This window comes from Paenibacillus polymyxa, from assembly GCF_015710975.1.
GTDB lineage: Bacteria > Bacillota > Bacilli > Paenibacillales > Paenibacillaceae > Paenibacillus > Paenibacillus polymyxa.
The window spans coordinates 5537409-5558867 of sequence record NZ_CP049783.1 but is presented as its reverse complement, the minus strand read 5'-3'; the positions used below and the strand labels follow the sequence as shown (position 1 = coordinate 5558867).

Sequence of the window (21459 nt, the reverse complement as noted above, 5' to 3'; positions counted from 1 at the left end):
AATGAAATAAAGTACCTCTCATTGCGGATTAGGTAATCCCATTTTGCGGAGGTGCTTTTTTTGTGTGAATTTGTATTAAAAAATAAAATCCAATAATATCCAAACATTCGATTTTGGGAATGATAATGATATCAAAATACTGTAATTCATGAGGTTAAATTATAAGGAAAGCGTTTTAAAAACATGTTACAATGATGTAGGTTTAGTATAGATTTCCTTGTGAACCGCCCTTGTTGCAGTCATGTTGATAGGAGGATTCCAGAATGAATATCCATGAATATCAGGGTAAAGAAGTATTAAAGCAATACGGAGTGGCTGTACCGAACGGCAAGGTTGCCTACACGGTGGAAGAAGCCGTTGCTGCGGCAGAAACGCTTGGAAGCGCTGTTACGGTCGTAAAAGCACAAATTCATGCTGGTGGACGCGGTAAAGCGGGTGGAGTAAAAGTTGCCAAAGGTTTGGATGAGGTGCGTACTTTTGCTTCTGAAATTTTGGGTAAGGTGCTTGTGACACATCAGACCGGACCTGAAGGTAAAGAAGTCAAACGCCTTTTGATTGAGGAAGGCTGTGATATTCGCAAAGAATATTACGTAGGCGTTGTCGTGGATCGCGCGACTGGACGCATCGTATTGATGGCCTCCGAAGAAGGCGGTACGGAAATCGAAGAGGTGGCTGCGGCTACTCCGGAGAAGATTTTTAAAGCAGTTGTTGATCCAGCAATTGGGCTTCAGGTGTATCAAGCTCGTAAGCTGGCGTATGAGATTAATATTCCCAATGAGCTGGTAAATAAAGCGGTCAAGTTTATGCTGGCGCTTTACGAAGCATTTGTGGACAAGGACTGTTCGATTGCAGAAATTAATCCCCTAGTCGTTACGGGTGATGGGAATGTAATGGCGCTGGATGCCAAATTGAATTTTGATTCCAATGCATTGTTCCGTCATAAGGATATTCTGGAATTGCGTGATTTGGATGAAGAGGACGAGAAGGAAATTGAGGCATCTAAATATGATCTAAGCTATATCGCTCTGGACGGCAATATTGGCTGTATGGTCAATGGTGCAGGTTTGGCGATGGCCACGATGGATATTATCAAATATTACGGTGGCGATCCGGCCAATTTCCTGGACGTTGGAGGCGGTGCAACAACGGAAAAGGTAACCGAAGCGTTCAAAATCATTTTGTCCGATCCGAAGGTAGAAGGTATTTTCGTCAACATTTTCGGCGGGATTATGCAGTGTGACATCATTGCGAACGGCGTCGTGGAGGCTGCCAAGCAGTTGGGGCTGACTCGACCGCTTGTTGTCCGTCTTGAAGGAACGAATGTTGAGCTCGGCAAACAGATTTTAGCGGAATCCGGTTTGAATATTGTGGCAGCTGATTCCATGGCGGATGGTGCCCAAAAAATCGTTGAACTTGTTCAATAGCCTGTTTGCATTCCGATATGCCGAATAAACGATAGGGGATGTGAAGATCGTGAGTATTTTGGTCGATAAGCATACAAAGGTGATTACACAGGGGATTACGGGAAAAACGGCGTTGTTCCATGCCAAAGGTGCACTTGATTACGGTACACAAATGGTAGGTGGCACCTCTCCAGGTAAGGGAGGCACCGAGGTAGAAATTACACTGGAAAACGGGCAACAGGTCAAACTGCCAGTGTTTAATACAGTAAGCGAAGCCAAGGAAGCTACAGGCGCAACTGCTAGCGTCATTTACGTGCCGCCGGCTTTCGCAGCGGATTCCATTTTGGAGGCTGTGGATGCGGAACTGGACCTCGTGATTTGTATCACAGAGGGGATTCCGGTGCTTGATATGATCAAGGTCAAACGTTTTATGGAAGGCAAAAAGACCGTTCTGATTGGCCCTAACTGTCCGGGTGTTATTACGCCAGGAGAGTGTAAGATTGGTATCATGCCAGGTTACATTCATCTGCCAGGTCATGTAGGCGTTGTGTCACGTAGTGGTACTTTGACCTATGAGGCAGTGCATCAGTTAACCACTAGAGGTATAGGTCAATCTTCCGCGGTTGGTATTGGTGGTGACCCAGTTAAAGGTTCAGAATTTATTGATATTTTACATCGCTTTAATGAGGACCCCAACACTCATGCTGTCATTATGATCGGAGAAATCGGTGGTACAGCCGAAGAAGAGGCTGCCGAGTGGATCAGGGACAATATGACGAAGCCGGTGGTTGGCTTTATCGGTGGGGTGACTGCGCCTCCAGGCAAACGGATGGGGCATGCAGGCGCCATTATTTCTGGCGGAAAGGGAACGGCAAAAGAGAAGATTGCTACGCTTGAAGCCTGCGGGATCAAGGTGGCGCCGACTCCTTCCGAAATGGGCTCGACACTGGTAAGTGTGTTGGAAGCGCGTGGTATTTTGAATCTGTGTACGACACATTAAATCGTGTTTCTTCATTAATATACAGCCTGTAAATCAGCATCGAAATTTGCTGCTGGCTAGTGTATAATGAAAGAAAGGTAAGCAACCTTTTTATCTTCTGAAACAGGGGATGAAAAGGTTGCTTTTTTTTGCGTTAAGACAGGCTTGTCAGGGAAACGCTTGCAAAATGATTCATTGTGCCACAAAATAAGGAAGGGTTCACTCTTCCATGAATGGGGGAACCACAGTTTGGAAGAAAGATGGCTTTTATTAGGTCTACATGAGTTAGAAGGAATCGGAAGAAGAACAATTCAGCGTATTTGGTCGAGTGATTATCGATTGCATGAGCTACTGCATTTTAGCGAACAAAAGTGGATTGAGATAGGCTTAAGTCCCAACCAGGCACGCATTGCGGCACAGTGTTACGATGAAGAATGGGTACATGAACGATATCAGCGAATTCAATCGAGTGATATTGGTATGGTAACTTATGTGGACGAAGATTACCCCCTATTAATGAAGGAAACAGTTGACCCACCTTGGGTAATGTATACAAAAGGGGATAAATCACTTTTGCACACATGTTCTGTAGCCATGGTAGGAACTCGCGTTCCTACTGCGTATGGTCGAAGAGCAGCGGAGATACTAACAGAGGAATTATGTAATGCAGGGATTACAGTAGTGAGTGGATTAGCGAGAGGAATTGACAGCATTTGCCATGAAACAGCCCTACGCCGGGGAGGCAACACGATTGGTGTGCTTGGAACAGCGATTGATCAAATTTATCCTCCCCAAAATGCCTCTTTGTTTGCAGAGATGGTTAGTAAAGGTCTGATCGTATCGGAGTATCCTCCAGGTACGAGGTCGCATCCCGGGATGTTTCCACAACGTAATCGCATTATTGCCGGTTTAACGAAGGGGACACTCGTTGTCGAAGCAGACGCTAGGAGCGGTTCCTTGATTACAGCGGATGCTGCGCTGGAGGCAAATCGAGATGTGTTTGCTGTTCCTGGGCCCATTACGTCACCGAAGAGTAGAGGCACGCTGAACTTGATTAAGCAAGGAGCCAAAACGGTCACTGAGGCTTCGGATATTATTGAGGAGTATGAAGCAGATTTGCGTACAAGGCAGGTTTCTTCATACAATAGAGAACAGAGTCTTAATCTTAAGAAGGTCTCCAAAGCATCAGAAAGTGAGACTTCTGAGGAAAATCGTGTGGTGGTGCTGCTGGAACAAGGAACCATGACACTGGATGAACTGCTTGATGCTACGGCATGGGATTTTGGACTTTTACACGCAGTTCTGTTATCGTTAATCATAAAAAAAAGGATCGCTCAACTAGCGGGCACAAAATACAAGCTTATTTAGTAGTTGTTTTTGTCAAATCCTTAGTTAGTAAATGCGCAAAATTCAATTTTAAACATAGGTGGAGGGAAACATGGCGTTTATCCGCATCGCGGATACCTACTCCTTCCCCACTTCCTGAAATGTGTTGAATTTATAGCTCGTACTAACGAACTATACTCACCACATTTCAGGAAGTCTATCATATTCATGTGAGTAATTGAGAGGAGGAAGAGCCTATGGCGGATTCACTCGTCATCGTGGAATCGCCTTCCAAGGCGAAGACGATCGGCAAATACTTAGGCAGCAAATATATCGTCAAGGCTTCCATGGGTCATATCAGGGATTTACCTAAGAGCCAGATCGGCGTAGAGGTCGAAAATGATTTTAATCCCAAATATATTACCATTCGAGGTAAAGGCTCCATTCTAAAAGAGTTAAAGGATGCCCGAAAAAAAGTAAAAAAAGTATATCTGGCGGCTGACCCGGATCGCGAAGGTGAGGCTATTGCTTGGCATCTGGCGCATGCGCTGGAACTGGACGATACGGCGGATTGTCGTGTGGTGTTTAATGAAATTACGAAGCAGGCCGTCAAAGATGCTTTTAAAACCCCACGCAAGATCAATATGGATTTGGTCAATGCGCAGCAGGCACGACGGATATTGGATCGACTTGTCGGCTACAAAATTAGTCCATTGCTCTGGAAAAAGGTAAAAAAGGGTCTGTCAGCTGGGCGTGTACAGTCGGTTGCAGTGAAAATTATTTTGGACCGGGAAAACGAGATCAATGAGTTTGTACCGGAAGAATACTGGACGATAACAGCTAAACTAGCTATTAAGGACAGCACTTTTGAAGCGAAATTCCATAAGCTACGCGGCGAAAAGAAAGAGCTCTCTAGCGAAGCGGATGTACAAGAAGTGTTAGAAGCTATCGGAAAATCGTCTTACAAGGTGCGCGATGTGAAAGAGAAGGAGCGTTTACGCAATCCGTCTCCTCCATTCACAACAAGTTCCTTGCAGCAAGAGGCGGCTCGAAAGCTCAACTTCCGGGCATCTAAAACCATGTCTGTAGCGCAGCAGCTGTATGAAGGTGTGGATTTAGGTAAAGAAGGGACTGTGGGTCTGATTACGTATATGCGTACGGATTCCACACGGATCGCTACTTCGGCTCAAGAGGAAGCGAAAGAGGTCATTATTCAAAAATATGGCGAAGATTTTGTGCCTGAAAGTCCTCGTCAGTATTCAAAAAAATCGGCTAATGCTCAGGATGCGCATGAAGCGATTCGTCCAACCTCCGCCTTGCGTGATCCGGAAACCGTTAAGCCTTTTATGAGTAGAGACCAGTTCCGATTGTACAAACTGATATGGGAACGTTTTATGGCGAGTCAGATGGCTTCCGCTATTATGGATACTTTGTCCGTTGATATTGAAGCAGGCGAGACGATATTCCGGGCAGCCGGTTCGAAGGTTCGCTTTCCAGGCTTCATGAAAGTGTATGTGGAGGGGAATGACGACGGTAAAACCGAAGAAGATAAGCTGTTGCCGCCACTTCAGCCGGGCGATAAGCTGAAAAAGGAATCGGTTGAACCGAAGCAGCATTTTACACAACCGCCTCCTCGTTATACGGAAGCACGACTGGTGAAGACACTGGAGGAATTGGGTATAGGACGCCCGAGTACGTATGCACCGACCCTGGAAACCATTCAGAAGCGCGGTTACGTCGCTATTGAGGAAAAGAAGTTCTTCCCAACCGAGCTGGGAGAGTTGGTCATTGAGCAGATGGAAGAATTTTTTCCAGAGATTCTGAATGTAGAATTTACTGCGAATATGGAAGGTGATCTTGACCACGTCGAAGAGGGCGAAGGTGATTGGGTCAAGGTGTTGAGTGACTTTTATGAGTCATTCGAAAAGCGTCTGGAAGTGGCTGAAGAAGAAATGAAAGAAATTGAAATCAAGGATGAAGTATCCGACGTCATCTGTGACAAGTGTGGCAGTCAAATGGTATATAAGCTGGGTCGTTTTGGTAAATTCCTGGCTTGCTCTGCCTTCCCGGATTGCCGTAACACCAAGCCAATTGTCAAGGATATCGGGATGAATTGTCCTACATGCGGTGAGGGACATGTCGTCGAACGACGAAGTAAAAAAGGACGTGTCTTTTACGGATGTGACCGCTATCCAGAATGTGATTTTGTATCCTGGGATAAACCGTCCATTAAGCCTTGTCCAAGTTGCAGTGGCCTAATGGTCGAAAAACGTACTAAACAGGGGACGAAGCTCAACTGCACCGTCTGCGATCACAGCGAAATGCTGGAAGAGAGCGATGAGAGTGTAGAGACTTCTTAAGAACAAAGATAGCAGGGGGATTTAAAAGTGAGTGAACTACAAAAGGTAACGGTCATCGGAGCAGGTTTGGCGGGCAGCGAAGCTGCCTGGCAAATTGCAAGCCGTGGAGTGCCAGTTAAATTATATGAAATGAGACCGGTTGTAAAAACGCCCGCACATCATACAGATAAATTTGCCGAACTTGTATGTAGTAATTCCTTGCGCGCGAACGGTCTGACGAATGCAGTAGGCGTATTGAAGGAAGAAATGAGAATACTAAACTCTTTGGTTCTGAGTGCGGCAGATCTCCATGCTGTTCCAGCTGGTGGGGCATTGGCAGTGGATCGTGATGGATTTTCCGGTCATATTACAGATACGCTTCATCAACATCCTTTGATCGAAGTCGTTAATGAAGAACTTCAGGAACTCCCAGAGGACGGTATTGTGGTCGTTGCCACGGGACCATTAACTTCTCCAGCTTTGTCAGAACAGATCAAAACGCTGATGGGAGAGGAGTATTTTTATTTCTACGATGCGGCAGCTCCGATTGTAGAGAAGGACTCCATCGATATGAGCAAGGTCTATCTGGCTTCCCGTTATGATAAAGGAGAAGCAGCTTACTTAAATTGTCCGATGAACGAAGCGGAATTTGATGCTTTCTATGAGGCTTTAATTACTGCTGAGGTGGCACAAGTCAAGGAGTTCGAAAAAGAAATCTACTTCGAAGGCTGTATGCCTATCGAAGTGATGATGCAGCGCGGGAAACAAACGGCATTGTTCGGACCGATGAAACCTGTAGGTCTTGTAAATCCACATACAGGGGAACTACCCTATGCAGTTGTTCAGCTTCGACAAGACAACGCTGCAGGTACGCTATATAATCTGGTTGGTTTCCAGACTCACCTCAAATGGGGGGAGCAAAAGCGTGTGTTTTCAATGATTCCGGGACTCGAAGAGGCAGAGTTTGTACGTTACGGTGTGATGCATCGCAATACCTTTATTAATTCTCCACAACAGCTTCACCCAACTTATCAGTTCAAGGGAAGAAGTAATCTGTTCTTTGCCGGACAAATGACAGGTGTAGAGGGTTATGTGGAGTCGGCGGCCTCAGGTTTGCTGGCTGGTATAAATGCAGCACGAGCAGCACGTGGACAGGAAATGTTCGTATTTCCTGCGGAAACGACACTAGGCAGTATGGCACGATATATTACAACTGCTGACTTCAAACATTTCCAACCGATGAATGCAAACTTTGGTCTTCTTCCAAAGCTGGAGACACGCATTCGTAACAAAAAGGAAAAGAATGAAGCTCTCGCAAATCGCGCGTTGGAAAGTTTGCGCGGTTATATCAACCAAACGGGAGTTATGTCAACAGAAGTACAGGCATAAGAATGAAGGAAAAGGAGGAGCGCGTTATGGATATGTCCTTTCATGCTACCACCATCTGTGCTGTACGCCATAATGGCAAAGGAGCTATTGCGGGTGATGGGCAGGTAACGTTCGGCAACAGTGTTGTGATGAAGCAGACGGCTAAAAAAGTACGTAGATTGTATCGTGGTCAGGTCGTTGCGGGATTTGCGGGTTCGGTGGCCGATGCTATCACATTGTTTGAAAAGTTTGAAAATAAGCTGGAGGAACATCACGGCAATCTTCAAAGGGCTGCTGTAGAACTGGCTAAGGACTGGCGGCAGGATCGTGTACTACGCAAGCTGGAAGCGTTAATGATTGTGATGGACTCGTCCGGGATGCTGCTCATCTCTGGAGGCGGAGAAATTATTGAACCTGACGATGATGTGTTGGCCATTGGCTCAGGTGGTAATTTTGCATTGGCAGCTGCCCGTGCTTTCAAACGTCATGGCTCTGGTATGGAAGCAAAGGACATGGCACGGGAAGCGTTAGAGGTTGCTTCGGAAATATGCGTGTATACGAACAGTCAGATTATCGTGGAAGAATTGTAAATCGGCTCTGAGTATTCAAGGGTGGAGGAATGCAAAATGAATAATCAATCGTTGACGCCCAGACAAGTGGTATCCGAGCTGGATAAGTATATTGTCGGACAAAAGGAAGCTAAAAAATCTGTTGCTGTTGCCTTGCGCAACCGTTATCGGCGTAGTAAACTGCCGGATGATATTCGGGATGAAATTGTGCCCAAAAATATTTTGATGATCGGACCGACAGGTGTGGGTAAAACTGAAATTGCACGTAGACTTGCGCGGCTAGTGGGGGCTCCTTTTGTCAAGGTAGAGGCGACCAAATTTACGGAAGTGGGTTACGTCGGTCGTGATGTGGAATCCATGGTGCGGGATCTGATGGAAACATCTATCCGTATCGTCAAGTCGGAACGAACAGAGAATGTGAAAGACAAAGCAGAGGACATGGCAAATGAACGGATTGTCAATATCCTTGTACCTGCAGAAAAGTCAAATAAATCACAACGAAACCCTTTTGAAATGCTGTTTGGCAATAACACAGGGACTTCGGTAGAAGAAGAACCGCCACAACAGGACGGAACCTTAGCAGAGAAGCGACGTAAGGTTAAATTTGATCTGTTGTCCGGTAAGCTTGAGGATGATGTCATAGAGATTGATGTGGAGGATACCGCACCCAATATGCTCGATATGTTTGCTGGGCAAGGGAATGAACAAATGGGTATGAATATGCAGGAGATGTTCGGGAGTTTCCTGCCTAAGCGGACGAAGAAGCGCAAGCTACCAATCAAGGAAGCCCGCAAGGTACTGATTCAAGATGAAGCAGCCAAGCTGATCGATATGGATGATGTGATTCAGGAGTCTGTGAAGCGTGCTGAGCAATCGGGTATTATTTTTATTGATGAAATAGATAAGATTGCCAGCCAAGGCAAGGGAAGTGGCCCAGATGTGTCGAGAGAAGGAGTCCAGCGCGATATTTTACCTATTGTCGAGGGCTCTACCATTATGACCAAATACGGCCCGGTAAGAACAGATTACATTCTGTTTATTGCTGCAGGGGCTTTTCATGTGGCTAAACCATCAGACCTGATCCCAGAGCTTCAAGGTCGTTTCCCCATCCGGGTGGAGCTAAGTAGCCTGACCTTGGATGAGTTTGTGTCGATATTGACGGAGCCTAAAAATGCGCTGACCAAGCAATACACTGAACTGCTCCGCACCGAGGAAATAGAAGTCGAATTTTCTACGGAAGCGATCCGTGAGATCGCTAGTATTGCCGAGTCCGTTAATCGCAACACCGAAAATATCGGCGCACGGCGTTTGCATACCATCCTAGAGAAGCTGCTGGAGGATCTGTCATTTGAAGCACCAGAGCTTACATTGGATCGTATGATTATCACCCCGGAATATGTCCGTGAGAAGCTGGGAGATATTGCCCAAAACAGGGACCTTAGTCAGTATATTTTGTGAACTGAGTGTCTAAAAATAGGGTGTGTGGTCCAGAATAACACTATCTTGCACCGTCGTTTAGTCCTAGACACAGGTTAAGTTGATGATTTTTCTGTCTATTCCAAAAGTAGGACGTATAATCTTTTACAGGTGTAAAGTGCTAAGAAAACATTCATTTTCTTGAAAAAAACCTGAAAAATTTAACATTTTATGCATCTAAAGCCCTCTTTTTTAAAAAAGATAGGGCTTTTTTCTTATTGTAATTAGGTCCCAACTCTACGAAACTTAGAATATATGACAGAAAGTTAAGATTTTCTACTTAAGACCTAAAAGAAATGTATAATTATGAAATTTTATTGTCGAAAAAAAGTGAAAAATCTTGTTTTATTGAATCTTACTTTGGAGTAGACGCTGGAGGGAGGAGCTAAATGAATCTGCTGGGTGATGTAAGCTTTCAAAAGCTTCAGGCAGGTGTACAGGCGGCCAATACGAGACAACGTGTGATGGCCGATAATATTTCCAATGCGGATACCCCGTATTTTAAGCGTTCGGAGGTTTCATTTGAAGAACTGCTTCAGCAGCAAATGGACGGTGATGTCACGCCATTGCGTGGAAAAGTAACCAATTCAAGACATTTCCAAATAGGACCTGTGAACTCCATTCCTGATGCCACGGTCACCAAAGATGGGTACTCAGTCATGAATAACAACATGAACAACGTAGATATAGACAGAGAAATGAGTCTTATGGCTGAAAATCAACTAAGATATAATACCTACATCCAAGAAATTAATGAGCGCATCAAAATGATGAGAACAGCGGTAGAAGGGAGATAGGACGAGGTGAAGATTAACAACGGCTTTGATATTAGTGCATCTGCTCTTACGGCCCAGCGGTTGCGGATGGACGTTATATCGAGCAACATTGCCAACGCAGAGACGACTCGGGCGAAGGTAGAGAATGGACAAGCAATTCCATATCGGAGAAAAACGGTTGTTTTGGAGCCGAACCAATCTGGCTTTGCCGATGTTTTGAAGGCTCAAATGGAAGGAAGTAGTACAAGCGCCGCTGGCGTTAAGGTTTCGCAAATTCAGGAAGATCAGTCACCTTTGAAGCCAGTGTACAATCCGGGTCATCCGGACGCTGATAAAGATGGCTATGTATATATGCCTAATGTAGACATAATGAAAGAAATGGTCGACATGATTTCCGCAACACGCTCATACGAAGCCAATGTAACAGCTCTGAATGCTTCAAAGGCGATGGTTTCCAAAGCGCTTGAAATCGGCCGCTAAGTTCCAGGACTACTAACTACTTAATAGGGAGAGTAAAACATGATTCAGAACGCCATGTTTAACGTACAGACACCGGTAATACAGCAGATTCAATCGCCTAACAATGAGTTGACGAAAGCGACGCCTTCCGAATCCTTGAAGGATTTTGGGTCCTTCCTAAAGGATGCTCTCAATGAAGTAGGGCAGCAGGAAGCCGCTACACACCAGATGTCCGACCAATTCATGGCAGGCAAAGTTGATGTAGATCAAGTCATGATCACTTCACAACAAGCGCTGCTTTCCCTGCAGCTTACTACACAGGTCCGAAACAAAGCGATCGAAGCCTATCAGGAGATCATGCGTACACAGATGTAAAGTGAGGGTTTAGCAAAGTTTCGGATGGGGTGACGGAGTGAACGAGAGAATCGCCCAATACCGGGATAGGATTTCCGGGTATTGGAATAATTTCAGCAAAAAACAGAAGATATTACTTGTTTCGACACTAGCATTCATCATTATCGCCATTGTAGTGCTAACGATGCAGTTTACCAAAACCGAATATGAAGTGGCCTTCCGGGATTTAAATGCAAATGATGCCGCTGGGGTCATTAAATATCTCGATTCTGCGGGTATACCGTATCAGCTTAATGCTGGTGGGACACAAATTTCAGTCCCAACCGCTAGTGCAGATAAGGCGAAGGTAGATGTTGGGTCCCAAGGGCTGATACAAAAGGGGTCAATCGGCATGAGCGCCTTTGACCAGTCCTCCTCGGCCATTGGCATGACGGAGAACGAGTTCAATGTGAAGTACAATAACGCATTGAACGGCGAAGTACAGCAACTGTTGGAACGGATGGACGGTGTCCAAAGCTCCAAAGCTGTCATTAATATGCCAAAGGAAAACATCTTTGCCGGACTTGAAGAAAAGGACAAAGCCTCTGCTTCGGTTCAAATGGAATTCGAACCTGGTTTTACTCCCAATCAACAAGCGATCGACGGATATTTTAACCTGGTAAAAACGGCTGTACCGAATTTGCCAGTAGAAAACATTACGATCACCAATAAGGAATATGAGTTAATTCCAACGGCCAAGGGCGGCCAAGGCGGACTCACGAGTGGTGTTCAGGAAAACATGGCTCTACAGAAGAAGTTTGAGAGCGATGTAAGGAATAATGTCCAACAATTTTTGTCGAAAATTGTTGGAGACGACAAGGTAAACGTGCTGGTTATGTCACAGCTAAATTTCGACAAAGTAACATCAAAGGAACAAATGGTCACACCTGTTGACCAAACGAAAATGAAGGGTATTGAAATCAGTGCCCAACAAATTCAGGAAAGTTATACGGGCAGTAGTGGACAGACTGGAGGAGTTGCAGGGACAGGAACGCAGGATGTCCCGGGTTACCCTGGAGGAGCCAATTCCGGCAATACCAGTTCGGATAAGAGCTCAAGTACGATTAACTACGAAGTTAACCGAATTGCAAGGGATATTATCCAAAGTCCGTACACTGTAAAAGATTTAACCATTAATGTAGCAGTTGAACCACCAACAGGTCAGCAAACGTTGGATACTGCAACTCAGACAGCAATTCAAAACATTTTGGTTAATATTGTAAGAGCATCGCTAGCGAATTCCGGTACTACTTTTACAGACGCTGATTTGGCTAAAAAGGTTTCAGTGTTCTCGCAAGCTGCTCCGGCGCCTACGAGTACCAATACATTCTTCTCAGCTTCCAACCCGTGGATGTGGGGCATCGGAGCTGCAGTTCTGGCACTGTTGGCGGGTGTAATCTTCTTCATCGTACGCAGTCGTCGTAATCAGGAAGAAGAGTTGGATGAAGAATTGCAACTTATGCCAACGCCGACGGAATTCCCGTCCATTACTATGGAAAGTGTGACAAATGAAAGTCAAGTGCGTAAACAGCTTGAAAGTCTGGCGAAAAAGAAACCCGACGAATTCGTCAATCTGCTTCGTACATGGCTGGCTGACGAATAGAGGTGAGTTCATTGGCAAAGGCAAGCAGTCAAGGTTTAACGGGAAGACAGAAAGCAGCTATTCTTTTGATCACAATGGGGCCAGAAGTATCTGCTCAAATATTCAAGCATTTGCGTGATGAAGAGATCGAGCAACTTACATTGGAAATTGCCAATGTACGGAAGGTCGATGCCATTGAAAAGGACTCCATTATGGCCGAGTTTCATCAAATTTGCCTGGCTCAGGAGTACATTTCACAAGGCGGTATTAATTACGCCAAAGAAATATTGGAAAAAGCGCTCGGATCGCAAAAAGCAGTTGAGGTCATTAACCGTTTGACAGCGACATTACAGGTGAGACCTTTCGATTTTGCTCGTAAGGCGGATCCGAACCAGATATTGAATTTTATACAAAATGAGAATCCGCAAACCATTGCTCTTGTGCTTTCATACTTGCAGTTCGAGCAAGCGGCGGCAATTCTATCATCCCTGCCACAGGAAAAGCAGGCAGATGTGGCCCGGCGTGTTGCTGTCATGGACAGTACATCTCCGGAAGTCATTTCTCAAGTGGAGAGAGTATTGGAGCAAAAGCTCTCGGCAACTGCGACGCAGGATTACACGAATGCAGGCGGTATCGAGTCTATCGTTCAGATTTTGAATGGCGTAGACCGCGGAACTGAGCGTACAATTCTCGACTCCCTTGAAATTCAAGACCCTGAACTGGCTGAGGAAATCAAGAAAAGAATGTTTGTTTTCGAGGATATCGTCAATGTGGACAACCGGTCCATTCAACGTATTATCCGCGATATCGACAATGCAGACTTGCAATTGGCGCTTAAAGTGTCCAGTGAAGAAGTACGCGATGTGATTTTCCGAAATATGTCGAAACGTATGGCAGAAACCTTCAAAGAGGAAATGGAGTACATGGGACCGGTGCGGCTGCGTGATGTGGAAGAAGCACAAACACGTATCGTATCAACGATCCGCAGATTGGAAGAGGCCGGTGAGATTATAATCGCACGCGGCGGAGGAGATGACATCATTGTCTAACTTGATTAAATCTTTCCAATATGTGCCTGTAGAGGCTTTGAAAACGATTGATGTGGCACATACGTACGTGTCAGAAACGACGGATGAAGAAATCACAACCGAATATACGGAGCCGGAGCCTCAGCGAGATTATGAGGCAGAACGGCTCCGAGATGAAATGCTGAATGATGCTAAGGACTTTGCCGAACGTCAGGTGCGCGAGGCGGCTGAAGAAGCGGAACGAATGCTTCAGGAAGCACAGCAGCAGATTGAAGATTGGTGGCAGGAACGACGCGAGCATGACGATCAGTTGATTCAGTCGATAAAAGCAGATGGATTTCAGCAAGGATATGAAGAAGGCCAGAAGCTGGCCGAGGCTGAGCTTCAGACGAAATCGGAGCAGATGATGGAAGAAGCACAAGATATTCTGCGTCAGGCCTATGAGATTAAGGAACAACTGATTCAGGAAGCCGAGCCTTTTCTGGTTGAACTGAGTAGTGCGATTGCCGAGAAGGTGATTGAAAAACAGCTTAGTCTTGAACCGGAATATACGATTGAGTTAATTCGCAAAAATTTGGCTCGTAAGCGAGAAAAAGGAATCATTACATTGTGTGTGTCGCCTCAGCATTTCGCATTTGTGCAAGGTGCACGGGAAGAATTGTCATTAACTGTCGATTCGCAGGCAGAACTGCAAATTATTCCTGATGGTACTGTAAAGGATCGCGGTTGCGTCATTCGCTCTTCCTTTGGAAGTGTGGACGCTCGGATCGATACGCAATTAGCTGAGATTAAAAAGGAACTTCTGCGTCTGGCACATGAAAATGAGGAGCGAAGACATGAAGGGGCTTAATGCGCAGCGCTACATGGATCATTTGCGACAGTTGGACCCAGTTCGGGTGAATGGCAAGGTTACACAGGTTATCGGCTTGATGGTTGAATCGGAAGGTCCAGACGCTAGTATCGGGGATGTTTGTTATATTTATCCGGGCAAAGCGGCAAAGCCATTGCAGGCAGAGGTTGTTGGCTTCAGAGACAATAAAGTGCTTCTGATGCCACTTGGAGAACTACAATCCATTGGTCCTGGTTGTGATGTCGTAGGAACAGGGAAGCCGCTGAACGTGCAGGTTGGATCGGAGCTCTTAGGCAAGGTGCTGGATGGTTTGGGCCAGCCTTTGGACGGATCACTGATTCCCTCGCGAATGGCGAGATATTCAACCTTCAATATACCGTCCAATCCGCTGAATCGTCCGCGTGTGCAGGAACCCATTAGTATCGGAGTACGTGCAATTGACGGGTTGCTTACGATTGGTAAAGGACAACGGGTTGGTATTTTTGCGGGTTCGGGTGTAGGTAAGAGTACTTTGATGGGGATGATTGCCCGTAATACGGAAGCAGATGTGAACGTAATTGCCCTGATCGGAGAACGTGGACGCGAGGTGCTGGACTTTATTGAACGGGATTTGGGCCCAGAGGGACTAGAACGCTCTGTAGTCATTGTGGCAACTTCCGACCAACCTGCGTTGATCCGCATTAAGGGTGCACTTATTGCAACGACGATAGCGGAGTATTTTCGGGATCGCGGGTTGAATGTCATGCTAATGATGGATTCAGTTACCCGGTATGCGATGGCTCAGCGTGAAGTCGGTCTAGCAGTAGGGGAACCACCAGCAATGAGAGGATACACTCCATCTGTGTTCGCTAGTCTGCCTAAGCTGCTGGAACGCGCAGGGACAGGACCTACTGGCTCTATAACCGCCTTTTATACGGTGTTGGTTGATGGTGACGACATGAACGAGCCCATCGCGGATGCGGTGCGTGGGATATTGGATGGACACATTGTCTTGAATCGCGGGATTGCGAACAAAGGACATTTTCCTGCAATTGATGTGTTAGCAAGTATTAGCCGGGTCATGAAGGACATTGCACCACGAGATCAGATAGATGCTGCCGAAAACATTAAGCGCTTGATGGCCATTTACAAAGATTCAGAGGACCTGATTAACATTGGGGCTTATCAACAGGGTTCGAATGCAGAAATTGACGAATCTATGGAGCGCATACGGGATATATGGGATTTTACAAGACAAAGAACGGATGAAAAGGCTGAGCTGGACGAAGTACGAGAACGTTTGATTTCTGAATTTACGAGGAGATGAAGGTTGAACGATGAGATTTCAGTATTCCTTTCAAAAAGTTGTAGACTTGAAAACGAACGAAAAGTCACAGGCCGAATGGCTGCTTTCCAGTGCTGTTGGACAATTGCAGGTTGAGGAGCAGACATTAACACAGCTTATAGGCGAAAGGAATCGGGTCATATCAGCTATTCAAAAGGCTGCCGAAGATTGCGCGCCACTCTCTAGCATTCAGGAATTACAAGCTTATGTCAATCATCTGGATCAATGTATTACACGCAAGCATAGGGATGTTCAATATGCGCAGCAAAATGTGCAAAGCAAACAAACCGTTTTGACCGATAAAATGCTGGATGAACAAGTTTGGCTGAAAGCGAGAGAGAAGGCCAACGTGAAATTCCAACAGGAAATGCTCCTGCGCGAGCAGAATGAGCTGGATGAAATGGCTTCCGTGCGATTTGCCATGAAAGCCCGGTAAGCGGAACGTCATAGGATACGCATATCAGCTGCCTGAGGAGGAAGACGATGGCACAGAAGTTAGCAGAAAATGAACTGGATATGGATTTAGGGAAAGAATCAGGCGGGGGATTTGAACGGTTTATGTTTTTCCTGATTCCGATTGTTTTCACAATTGTTCTGGTCGGGGTCTTGCTCACACTGTTCAACATGGACTTCAGAAGCGAAATGATCTCATTGGGGAATAAAATACCAATTGTTAAAAATTGGATTCCTGAACCGAAGGATAAGGCAACCCAGACAAAAGAGGCAGATCAGAAGGCACAGTCTGAAAGCTCTGAAGCAACCATTCAGCAGTTAAAAGCGGATTTAGCCAAGCAGACGGAAGAACTCAAAAAGGCTACGGCTGCTAAGACGACACAAGATAAAAAGGTTACTGAACTTCAGAATCAGGTCAATACACTGCAAACGCAACAGGAACAACAGTCGCAGACGGGTCAACAGGGACAGGTCGGGCAGCAGGGACAAGCAGGTACGCAAACTACAGATGGAACAACAAATGAAGATCCTTATGTAAAACAGACCAGAGAACTTGCCAGCATGTATGAAGGAATGACGGCAAGTAAAGCTGCACCGATTATGGAGAATTTGACTACGGAAGAGACCGTGCAGCTGTTAAGTTATATGGACCCTGCCAATAGTGCGAAGATTTTGCAAAAGATGGACGCTAAAAAAGCAGCGGATATTACAATGGCTCTGAAAAACGTAACGCCATCTACGGATTTATCGGTAGCGGCGTTGCAGTCCCGTTTGGAAAAGGATCAGGGTAGTACAGCTGGAACGACGAGTAAAAGTCTGCAAAGTACTCAAATCAGCAGCACATTTGCTTCCATGGACAAGAAAAGTGGTGCCGAACTTATTTTACAAACTTACAAAATCAGTCCAGATAAGGCATTAAACATATTAAATACAGTAGATGATTCGACACGTGCTTCTTTACTGCAAAATATGTCTGCGAAGGATGCAGGTCAGACCGCGAAAATTTTGAATAAACTGATGGGCAGTAAGTAATTTAAAATTGAAGGGAGGTGAAAAATATATGACCCTTATTTCTCAAAGTGTATCTCTTAGCTCTAGCCCAACAGCTAGCAGTACGACAGCGTCAGCAACAAGTACAACCACGGCTGCTGGAGCAACCACGGGTGCCTTTAATCAAACACTAACGCAAATGATGACAGGCGGGCAAACAGGCTCGGCTGGAACAGATGCGAATGGTTCTCCATTAGTTATGGTACTACCGCTTATTGCAAACGGAGAATCTGCGGAAGCTCCAACCGAGCCGCTTGTTGAAACATTGGCTCCTTTGCTGCAAAATCTCGAAAAGTTGGATGATCAGGTAGTTGCCGATCCTGCGCTGCTTGCAGCTTTACAATCATGGATTCAGCAAGTACAACAGTTTTTGCAAGGCAATGGAACCAATCAAAAGGCAGACGGCGGGGAAACGGCAGAGGCTACAGGCTTAACAGCCTTGGCAGCTAATCCGGCAACTCTTCGGTTTGCATTACAGGACGCTTTGTCACAACTTGCCAATGTAGCAGAGCAGGCTTCGGGCGACCAAAAGGCTAAGGTGACACAGTTACTACAATCGCTTCAAAGCGCAACAGCTGGGACTGGAGCTATTTCCGATGAACAGTGGAATGGAGTATTGAAAGCTGTGGAACTTGCTGATAGTGGAGATTCACAAGTGGTTCAGCCTTCTGCACAACGGGCAAACGGTGCTCAGACATTAACTGCAGCATCTACAAACAAACAGGTTACTCCTCAGCAGCAAGCAAGTCAGGGTGAAACTAGCCAGCAAGGCTCAGAAGGACAACGTTCATCAACGAATCTTCTCGTTCAGTCCGCAGTTAAAACGACTGTAACGGATGAAGCGGGTACATTCGTAGATGCAGCTGAGCAAGCGGATCCGTCGGCAACTGATAATCAGACTCCGGTGATCACGACTGCGGGGCAGCTTTCGGTACAAACGCAGGGAACAACACCTTCGGCTCCGGTTCAACCAGTCGTACATGTACGACAATTTGCCAAGGAGATGACTGAGTTTGTAGTGCAGAAACTTGATATTGTAAAGCACACTGGTTTGACAGAAGCGACCATCATGCTTCGTCCAGATCATCTGGGCCAGCTGGAGGTTAAGCTGACGATGCAAAACGGCCATCTGGTTGCCCAGTTTATGACTGAGCATAGCGGGGCGAAGGATCTGCTGGAACAGCAAATGTCTCAGTTGCGTACGAGTCTTCAGAGTCAAGGTATTCAAGTGGATAAAGTAGAAGTAACGCACAATGAGTCGCTATCCTCCCATATGTATCAGGATGGACGCGGTTCTGGAGCTAATCAGCAGCAGCAATCTAACCAACGTTCTAAAGCTCGAGGTAGAGAAGAGAGCGAGGATGCTTTGAAGGTAGCTGAAATGACAGAAGAGCTTCGTAACTGGACAGCAGAACAACGCGCAGATGACATGAATCGGACAGGCTCCTTTACAGCACAAGCGTAATGATGGAGGTGAGAACACAATGACGACTACAGACAACAATGTATCCACCAGTAACGTCTGGCCGAATTACAATGTGAATAATGTCAAAACAGCAAGCGCCAAGGATACTAAGACGATGGGTAAAGATCAATTTTTAAAGATATTGATCACTCAGCTACAAAATCAGGATCCAATGCAGCCTTTGGAGGATAAAGAATTTGTCGCTCAAATGGCACAGTTTTCCTCGGTGGAACAACTGATGAACATATCTACGCAGTTGACTGCATTGGGACAGTCTTTGGGTACAGCTTCTGGTTTGATAGGAAAAGAAGTTAGCTGGATTGAGCCGGGTAAAAAGGATTCCATTACAGGTGAAGCAGGCGCAGGTACAGTGAAAAGTGGAATCGTAGATTCCATCGTTATTCGCGACGGTGTGCAGTATGCCAAAATGGGAGCGGCTGAGGTGGCATTAAAAGATGTAACATCAGTAAGCCAGGCTAACACAACGGCTCCTGTTACTGATACGTCAGATACTACATCTTCTTCCTCTACTGGAAGCGGTGAGAACTCATGAATGACAGGATAACGGTCGGACGCCTTTTTCCTACCAACGTTCCTCCGGCAGCGATTTCTCAAAACCGAGTAAATTCGGTAATTAAGGACACCAAGCCGTTTGGTCAGGTGTTGCAGGAACAGGTGCTCAAGCTCAGCAACCATGCAGCCAAGCGACTGGAGCAGCGAGGAATAGAGTTGAGAAGTGACCAAATGGCGAAAATTAACTCTGCTGTGGATAAGGCTGCTGCCAAGGGCGCTAAAGAATCTTTGATTTTAATGCAAGATATGGCTTTGATTGTTAGTGTGCCTAATCGAACAGTTGTTACTGCGATGGACAAGCAGTCCATGGAGGATAACGTATTTACGCAGATAGATAGTGCTGTAATTATTTCATAAAAAGTGGCTGGCCCGAATAGGAAAGCCATGAAAAAGCCGCGGATCGACTGATGCGGCCAACTAAGCAACCAATCAGAGGAGGATTTATACTCAATGTTGAGATCAATGTATTCAGGTGTATCGGGCATGAAGGGCTTTCAAACAAAGCTGGACGTTATCGGTAACAACATTGCAAACGTAAATACTACAGGCTTCAAGTCCAGCCGAGTGATGTTCAAGGATATTTTGAGCCAAACCAGCTCGGGCGCAAGTGCACCTGATGCTACGACAACTGCAGGTCAAAATGCCAAGCAGGTAGGTTTGGGGGTCTCGGTTAGCTCAATTGATACACTGCATCTTCCAGGTAGTGCGATGACCACAAATAACCCAACGGATTTGCGGATTAATGGTGACGGATTTTTCCTGGTCAAAATGAATGATGCACAGGAAGTTCCCTATCTGACTCGTGCGGGTGATTTCCACATAGATGCAAACCGGAATCTGGTGACTTCCGATGGATTTTTTGTGGGAAATTTGGATGGAGATCCAATCACACTTGAAGACAATGTTACGGCAGTCTCTATCTCACAGGATGGCACGATTGTACAGCAATTAGATGATGGTACAGTGAATAATGGCACGCAAATTGGTATAGCCAGAGTTACTAACCCGGAAGGTTTGGAGAAAATTGGAGGCAGCCTGTATCGTACAACGGTCAACTCCAACATTGATGAACTTGAGCCTGGAGCAGCCAACTCAGAGGGGCGTGGAGCTATCATCGCGGGTCAGCTGGAAATGTCCAACGTTGACCTGACAGGCGAATTTACCGAAATGATCGTAGCTCAGCGTGGATTCCAAGCGAACTCACGTATCATTACGACTTCGGATGAAGTGCTTCAGGAAGTTGTAAACTTGAAACGATAATCTCATTTAAACGCGGAGGAGTAGAGGCTCCTCCGCACCTATCAGGAGGTTGGTGTTACGATGATCCCGTTAACGCGGCTGAACGGCTCGCCTATGTGGCTTAATGCGCTGCTCATTGAGACTGTGGAGGAAACACCGGATACATACGTCACTTTGGTGACGGGGAAACGGTTGATTGTATTGGAAAAAGCGGCAGATGTCGTCTCCTTGATCAAGAGTTACAGCCGTGAAATCGGCATGCATGCCGCCACGATAAAAGTGCAACAAATGGAGGAAGACGAATGAAGAAGATGCTGCCATGGCTCATTACAATTTTACTCGCGATTACTTTGATTGCAGGCGCGGCCTTTGTACTTATACCAGCGCTTAGCGGGAAGAAGTCGGAAGTCATACCGAATGCGCAAGCCGCTCAAGCAGAACAACTTCCAAGATTGTCAGCGGATGAATTGGTGGAAGTAAGCTCTGAAATTACCGGTATCAAAACGAATTTGGCAGACGCAGATTACATTGTACAGATGAATCTTGCTTTTCAATTGAATGATGCCAAAGCAAAAGAAGCTTTTGAAAAAATTAAGGACATCAGTATTAAGCCCATCGTTATTCAATTACTTGCAGACACCAAACCTGATGAGCTCAGAACGGCTAAAGGCCGGGATCAGTTCAGTGACAAACTGACGGATCTCATCAACAAGTCGCTCCCTGAAGGTCACCTGGGGAACGCCAAAATTACAGACTTTTTGCTGGCAGCCATTTGATTCCAGGTGATCTTGTCAGGAACACGTAAGG

At 45.9% G+C, this 21459-nt stretch carries 22 protein-coding genes; all 22 read left to right on the top strand.

Going from position 1 to position 21459, the window contains the following annotated elements; translation table 11 throughout:
- Positions 1-263: 263 nt before the first annotated feature.
- The 22 genes from sucC (at position 264) to G7035_RS25085 (ending at position 21428) form a co-directional block, all read left to right on the top strand.
- Positions 264-1424 (top strand): ADP-forming succinate--CoA ligase subunit beta, encoded by a 1161-nt coding sequence (sucC, locus tag G7035_RS25190; RefSeq protein ID WP_016820942.1) that lies wholly within the window; start codon positions 264-266, stop codon positions 1422-1424.
- Positions 1425-1473: 49 nt separating this feature from the next.
- Entirely contained in the window at positions 1474-2403 is a 930-nt protein-coding gene (gene sucD / locus G7035_RS25185) for a succinate--CoA ligase subunit alpha (RefSeq protein WP_013370665.1), read from the top strand.
- Positions 2404-2631: 228 nt separating this feature from the next.
- Positions 2632-3750: a DNA-processing protein DprA gene (gene dprA, locus G7035_RS25180; protein WP_025364647.1), complete on the top strand. Its 1119-nt coding sequence runs from the start codon at positions 2632-2634 to the stop codon at positions 3748-3750.
- Positions 3751-3965: 215 nt separating this feature from the next.
- On the top strand, positions 3966-6068 hold the full coding sequence (topA, locus tag G7035_RS25175; protein WP_016820944.1) for a type I DNA topoisomerase: 2103 nt from the start codon (positions 3966-3968) through the stop codon (positions 6066-6068).
- A 27-nt stretch (positions 6069-6095) separates the two neighbouring features.
- Complete coding sequence (gene trmFO, locus G7035_RS25170; protein WP_016820945.1) at positions 6096-7436, top strand: FADH(2)-oxidizing methylenetetrahydrofolate--tRNA-(uracil(54)-C(5))-methyltransferase TrmFO; 1341 nt, start codon at positions 6096-6098, stop codon at positions 7434-7436.
- Positions 7437-7462: 26 nt separating this feature from the next.
- Entirely contained in the window at positions 7463-8005 is a 543-nt protein-coding gene (gene hslV, locus G7035_RS25165; protein WP_013370669.1) for an ATP-dependent protease subunit HslV, read from the top strand.
- Between the two features lie 36 nt (positions 8006-8041).
- Positions 8042-9442 carry an ATP-dependent protease ATPase subunit HslU gene (gene hslU, locus G7035_RS25160; protein WP_016820946.1) on the top strand — a complete coding sequence of 467 codons (1401 nt, stop codon included), beginning with the start codon at positions 8042-8044 and terminating at the stop codon, positions 9440-9442.
- A 407-nt stretch (positions 9443-9849) separates the two neighbouring features.
- Entirely contained in the window at positions 9850-10257 is a 408-nt protein-coding gene (flgB, locus tag G7035_RS25155; RefSeq protein ID WP_019686986.1) for a flagellar basal body rod protein FlgB, read from the top strand.
- A gap of 6 nt (positions 10258-10263) precedes the next feature.
- Positions 10264-10716 carry a flagellar basal body rod protein FlgC gene (gene flgC, locus G7035_RS25150; RefSeq protein ID WP_013370672.1) on the top strand — a complete coding sequence of 151 codons (453 nt, stop codon included), beginning with the start codon at positions 10264-10266 and terminating at the stop codon, positions 10714-10716.
- Between the two features lie 39 nt (positions 10717-10755).
- On the top strand, positions 10756-11070 hold the full coding sequence (gene fliE, locus G7035_RS25145; RefSeq protein WP_007430020.1) for a flagellar hook-basal body complex protein FliE: 315 nt from the start codon (positions 10756-10758) through the stop codon (positions 11068-11070).
- A 37-nt stretch (positions 11071-11107) separates the two neighbouring features.
- Complete coding sequence (gene fliF, locus G7035_RS25140) at positions 11108-12691, top strand: flagellar basal-body MS-ring/collar protein FliF (protein ID WP_016820948.1); 1584 nt, start codon at positions 11108-11110, stop codon at positions 12689-12691.
- 74 nt (positions 12692-12765) lie between these two features.
- Positions 12766-13719 carry a flagellar motor switch protein FliG gene (gene fliG, locus G7035_RS25135; protein WP_080683058.1) on the top strand — a complete coding sequence of 318 codons (954 nt, stop codon included), beginning with the start codon at positions 12766-12768 and terminating at the stop codon, positions 13717-13719.
- Complete coding sequence (locus tag G7035_RS25130; protein ID WP_019686987.1) at positions 13712-14548, top strand: FliH/SctL family protein; 837 nt, start codon at positions 13712-13714, stop codon at positions 14546-14548. The genes fliG and G7035_RS25130 overlap by 8 nt, the downstream gene beginning before the upstream one ends.
- Positions 14535-15854, top strand: coding sequence for a flagellar protein export ATPase FliI (gene fliI / locus G7035_RS25125; protein ID WP_016820950.1), 1320 nt, complete (start codon positions 14535-14537; stop codon positions 15852-15854). Before G7035_RS25130 ends, fliI begins: the two co-directional genes overlap by 14 nt.
- Positions 15855-15864: 10 nt before the next feature.
- The gene (gene fliJ, locus G7035_RS25120) at positions 15865-16308 is read left to right on the top strand and encodes a flagellar export protein FliJ (RefSeq protein WP_013370677.1); all 444 of its coding nucleotides are present in this window, start codon (positions 15865-15867) and stop codon (positions 16306-16308) included.
- Positions 16309-16355: 47 nt separating this feature from the next.
- Complete coding sequence (locus tag G7035_RS25115; RefSeq protein ID WP_019686988.1) at positions 16356-17357, top strand: magnesium transporter MgtE N-terminal domain-containing protein; 1002 nt, start codon at positions 16356-16358, stop codon at positions 17355-17357.
- Positions 17358-17385: 28 nt separating this feature from the next.
- The gene (locus tag G7035_RS25110) at positions 17386-18840 is read left to right on the top strand and encodes a flagellar hook-length control protein FliK (RefSeq protein WP_019686989.1); all 1455 of its coding nucleotides are present in this window, start codon (positions 17386-17388) and stop codon (positions 18838-18840) included.
- 19 nt (positions 18841-18859) lie between these two features.
- Positions 18860-19393, top strand: a complete 534-nt coding sequence (locus tag G7035_RS25105) for a flagellar hook capping FlgD N-terminal domain-containing protein (RefSeq protein WP_017427927.1) — start codon at positions 18860-18862, stop codon at positions 19391-19393.
- Positions 19390-19770: a TIGR02530 family flagellar biosynthesis protein gene (locus tag G7035_RS25100; protein ID WP_019686990.1), complete on the top strand. Its 381-nt coding sequence runs from the start codon at positions 19390-19392 to the stop codon at positions 19768-19770. Before G7035_RS25105 ends, G7035_RS25100 begins: the two co-directional genes overlap by 4 nt.
- 93 nt (positions 19771-19863) lie before the next feature.
- Positions 19864-20673 (top strand): flagellar basal-body rod protein FlgF, encoded by an 810-nt coding sequence (flgF, locus tag G7035_RS25095; RefSeq protein ID WP_016820955.1) that lies wholly within the window; start codon positions 19864-19866, stop codon positions 20671-20673.
- 60 nt (positions 20674-20733) lie between these two features.
- On the top strand, positions 20734-20958 hold the full coding sequence (locus tag G7035_RS25090; protein WP_013370683.1) for a flagellar FlbD family protein: 225 nt from the start codon (positions 20734-20736) through the stop codon (positions 20956-20958).
- Positions 20955-21428, top strand: coding sequence for a flagellar basal body-associated FliL family protein (locus tag G7035_RS25085; RefSeq protein ID WP_013370684.1), 474 nt, complete (start codon positions 20955-20957; stop codon positions 21426-21428). Before G7035_RS25090 ends, G7035_RS25085 begins: the two co-directional genes overlap by 4 nt.
- The last annotated feature ends 31 nt before the right edge of the window (positions 21429-21459 follow it).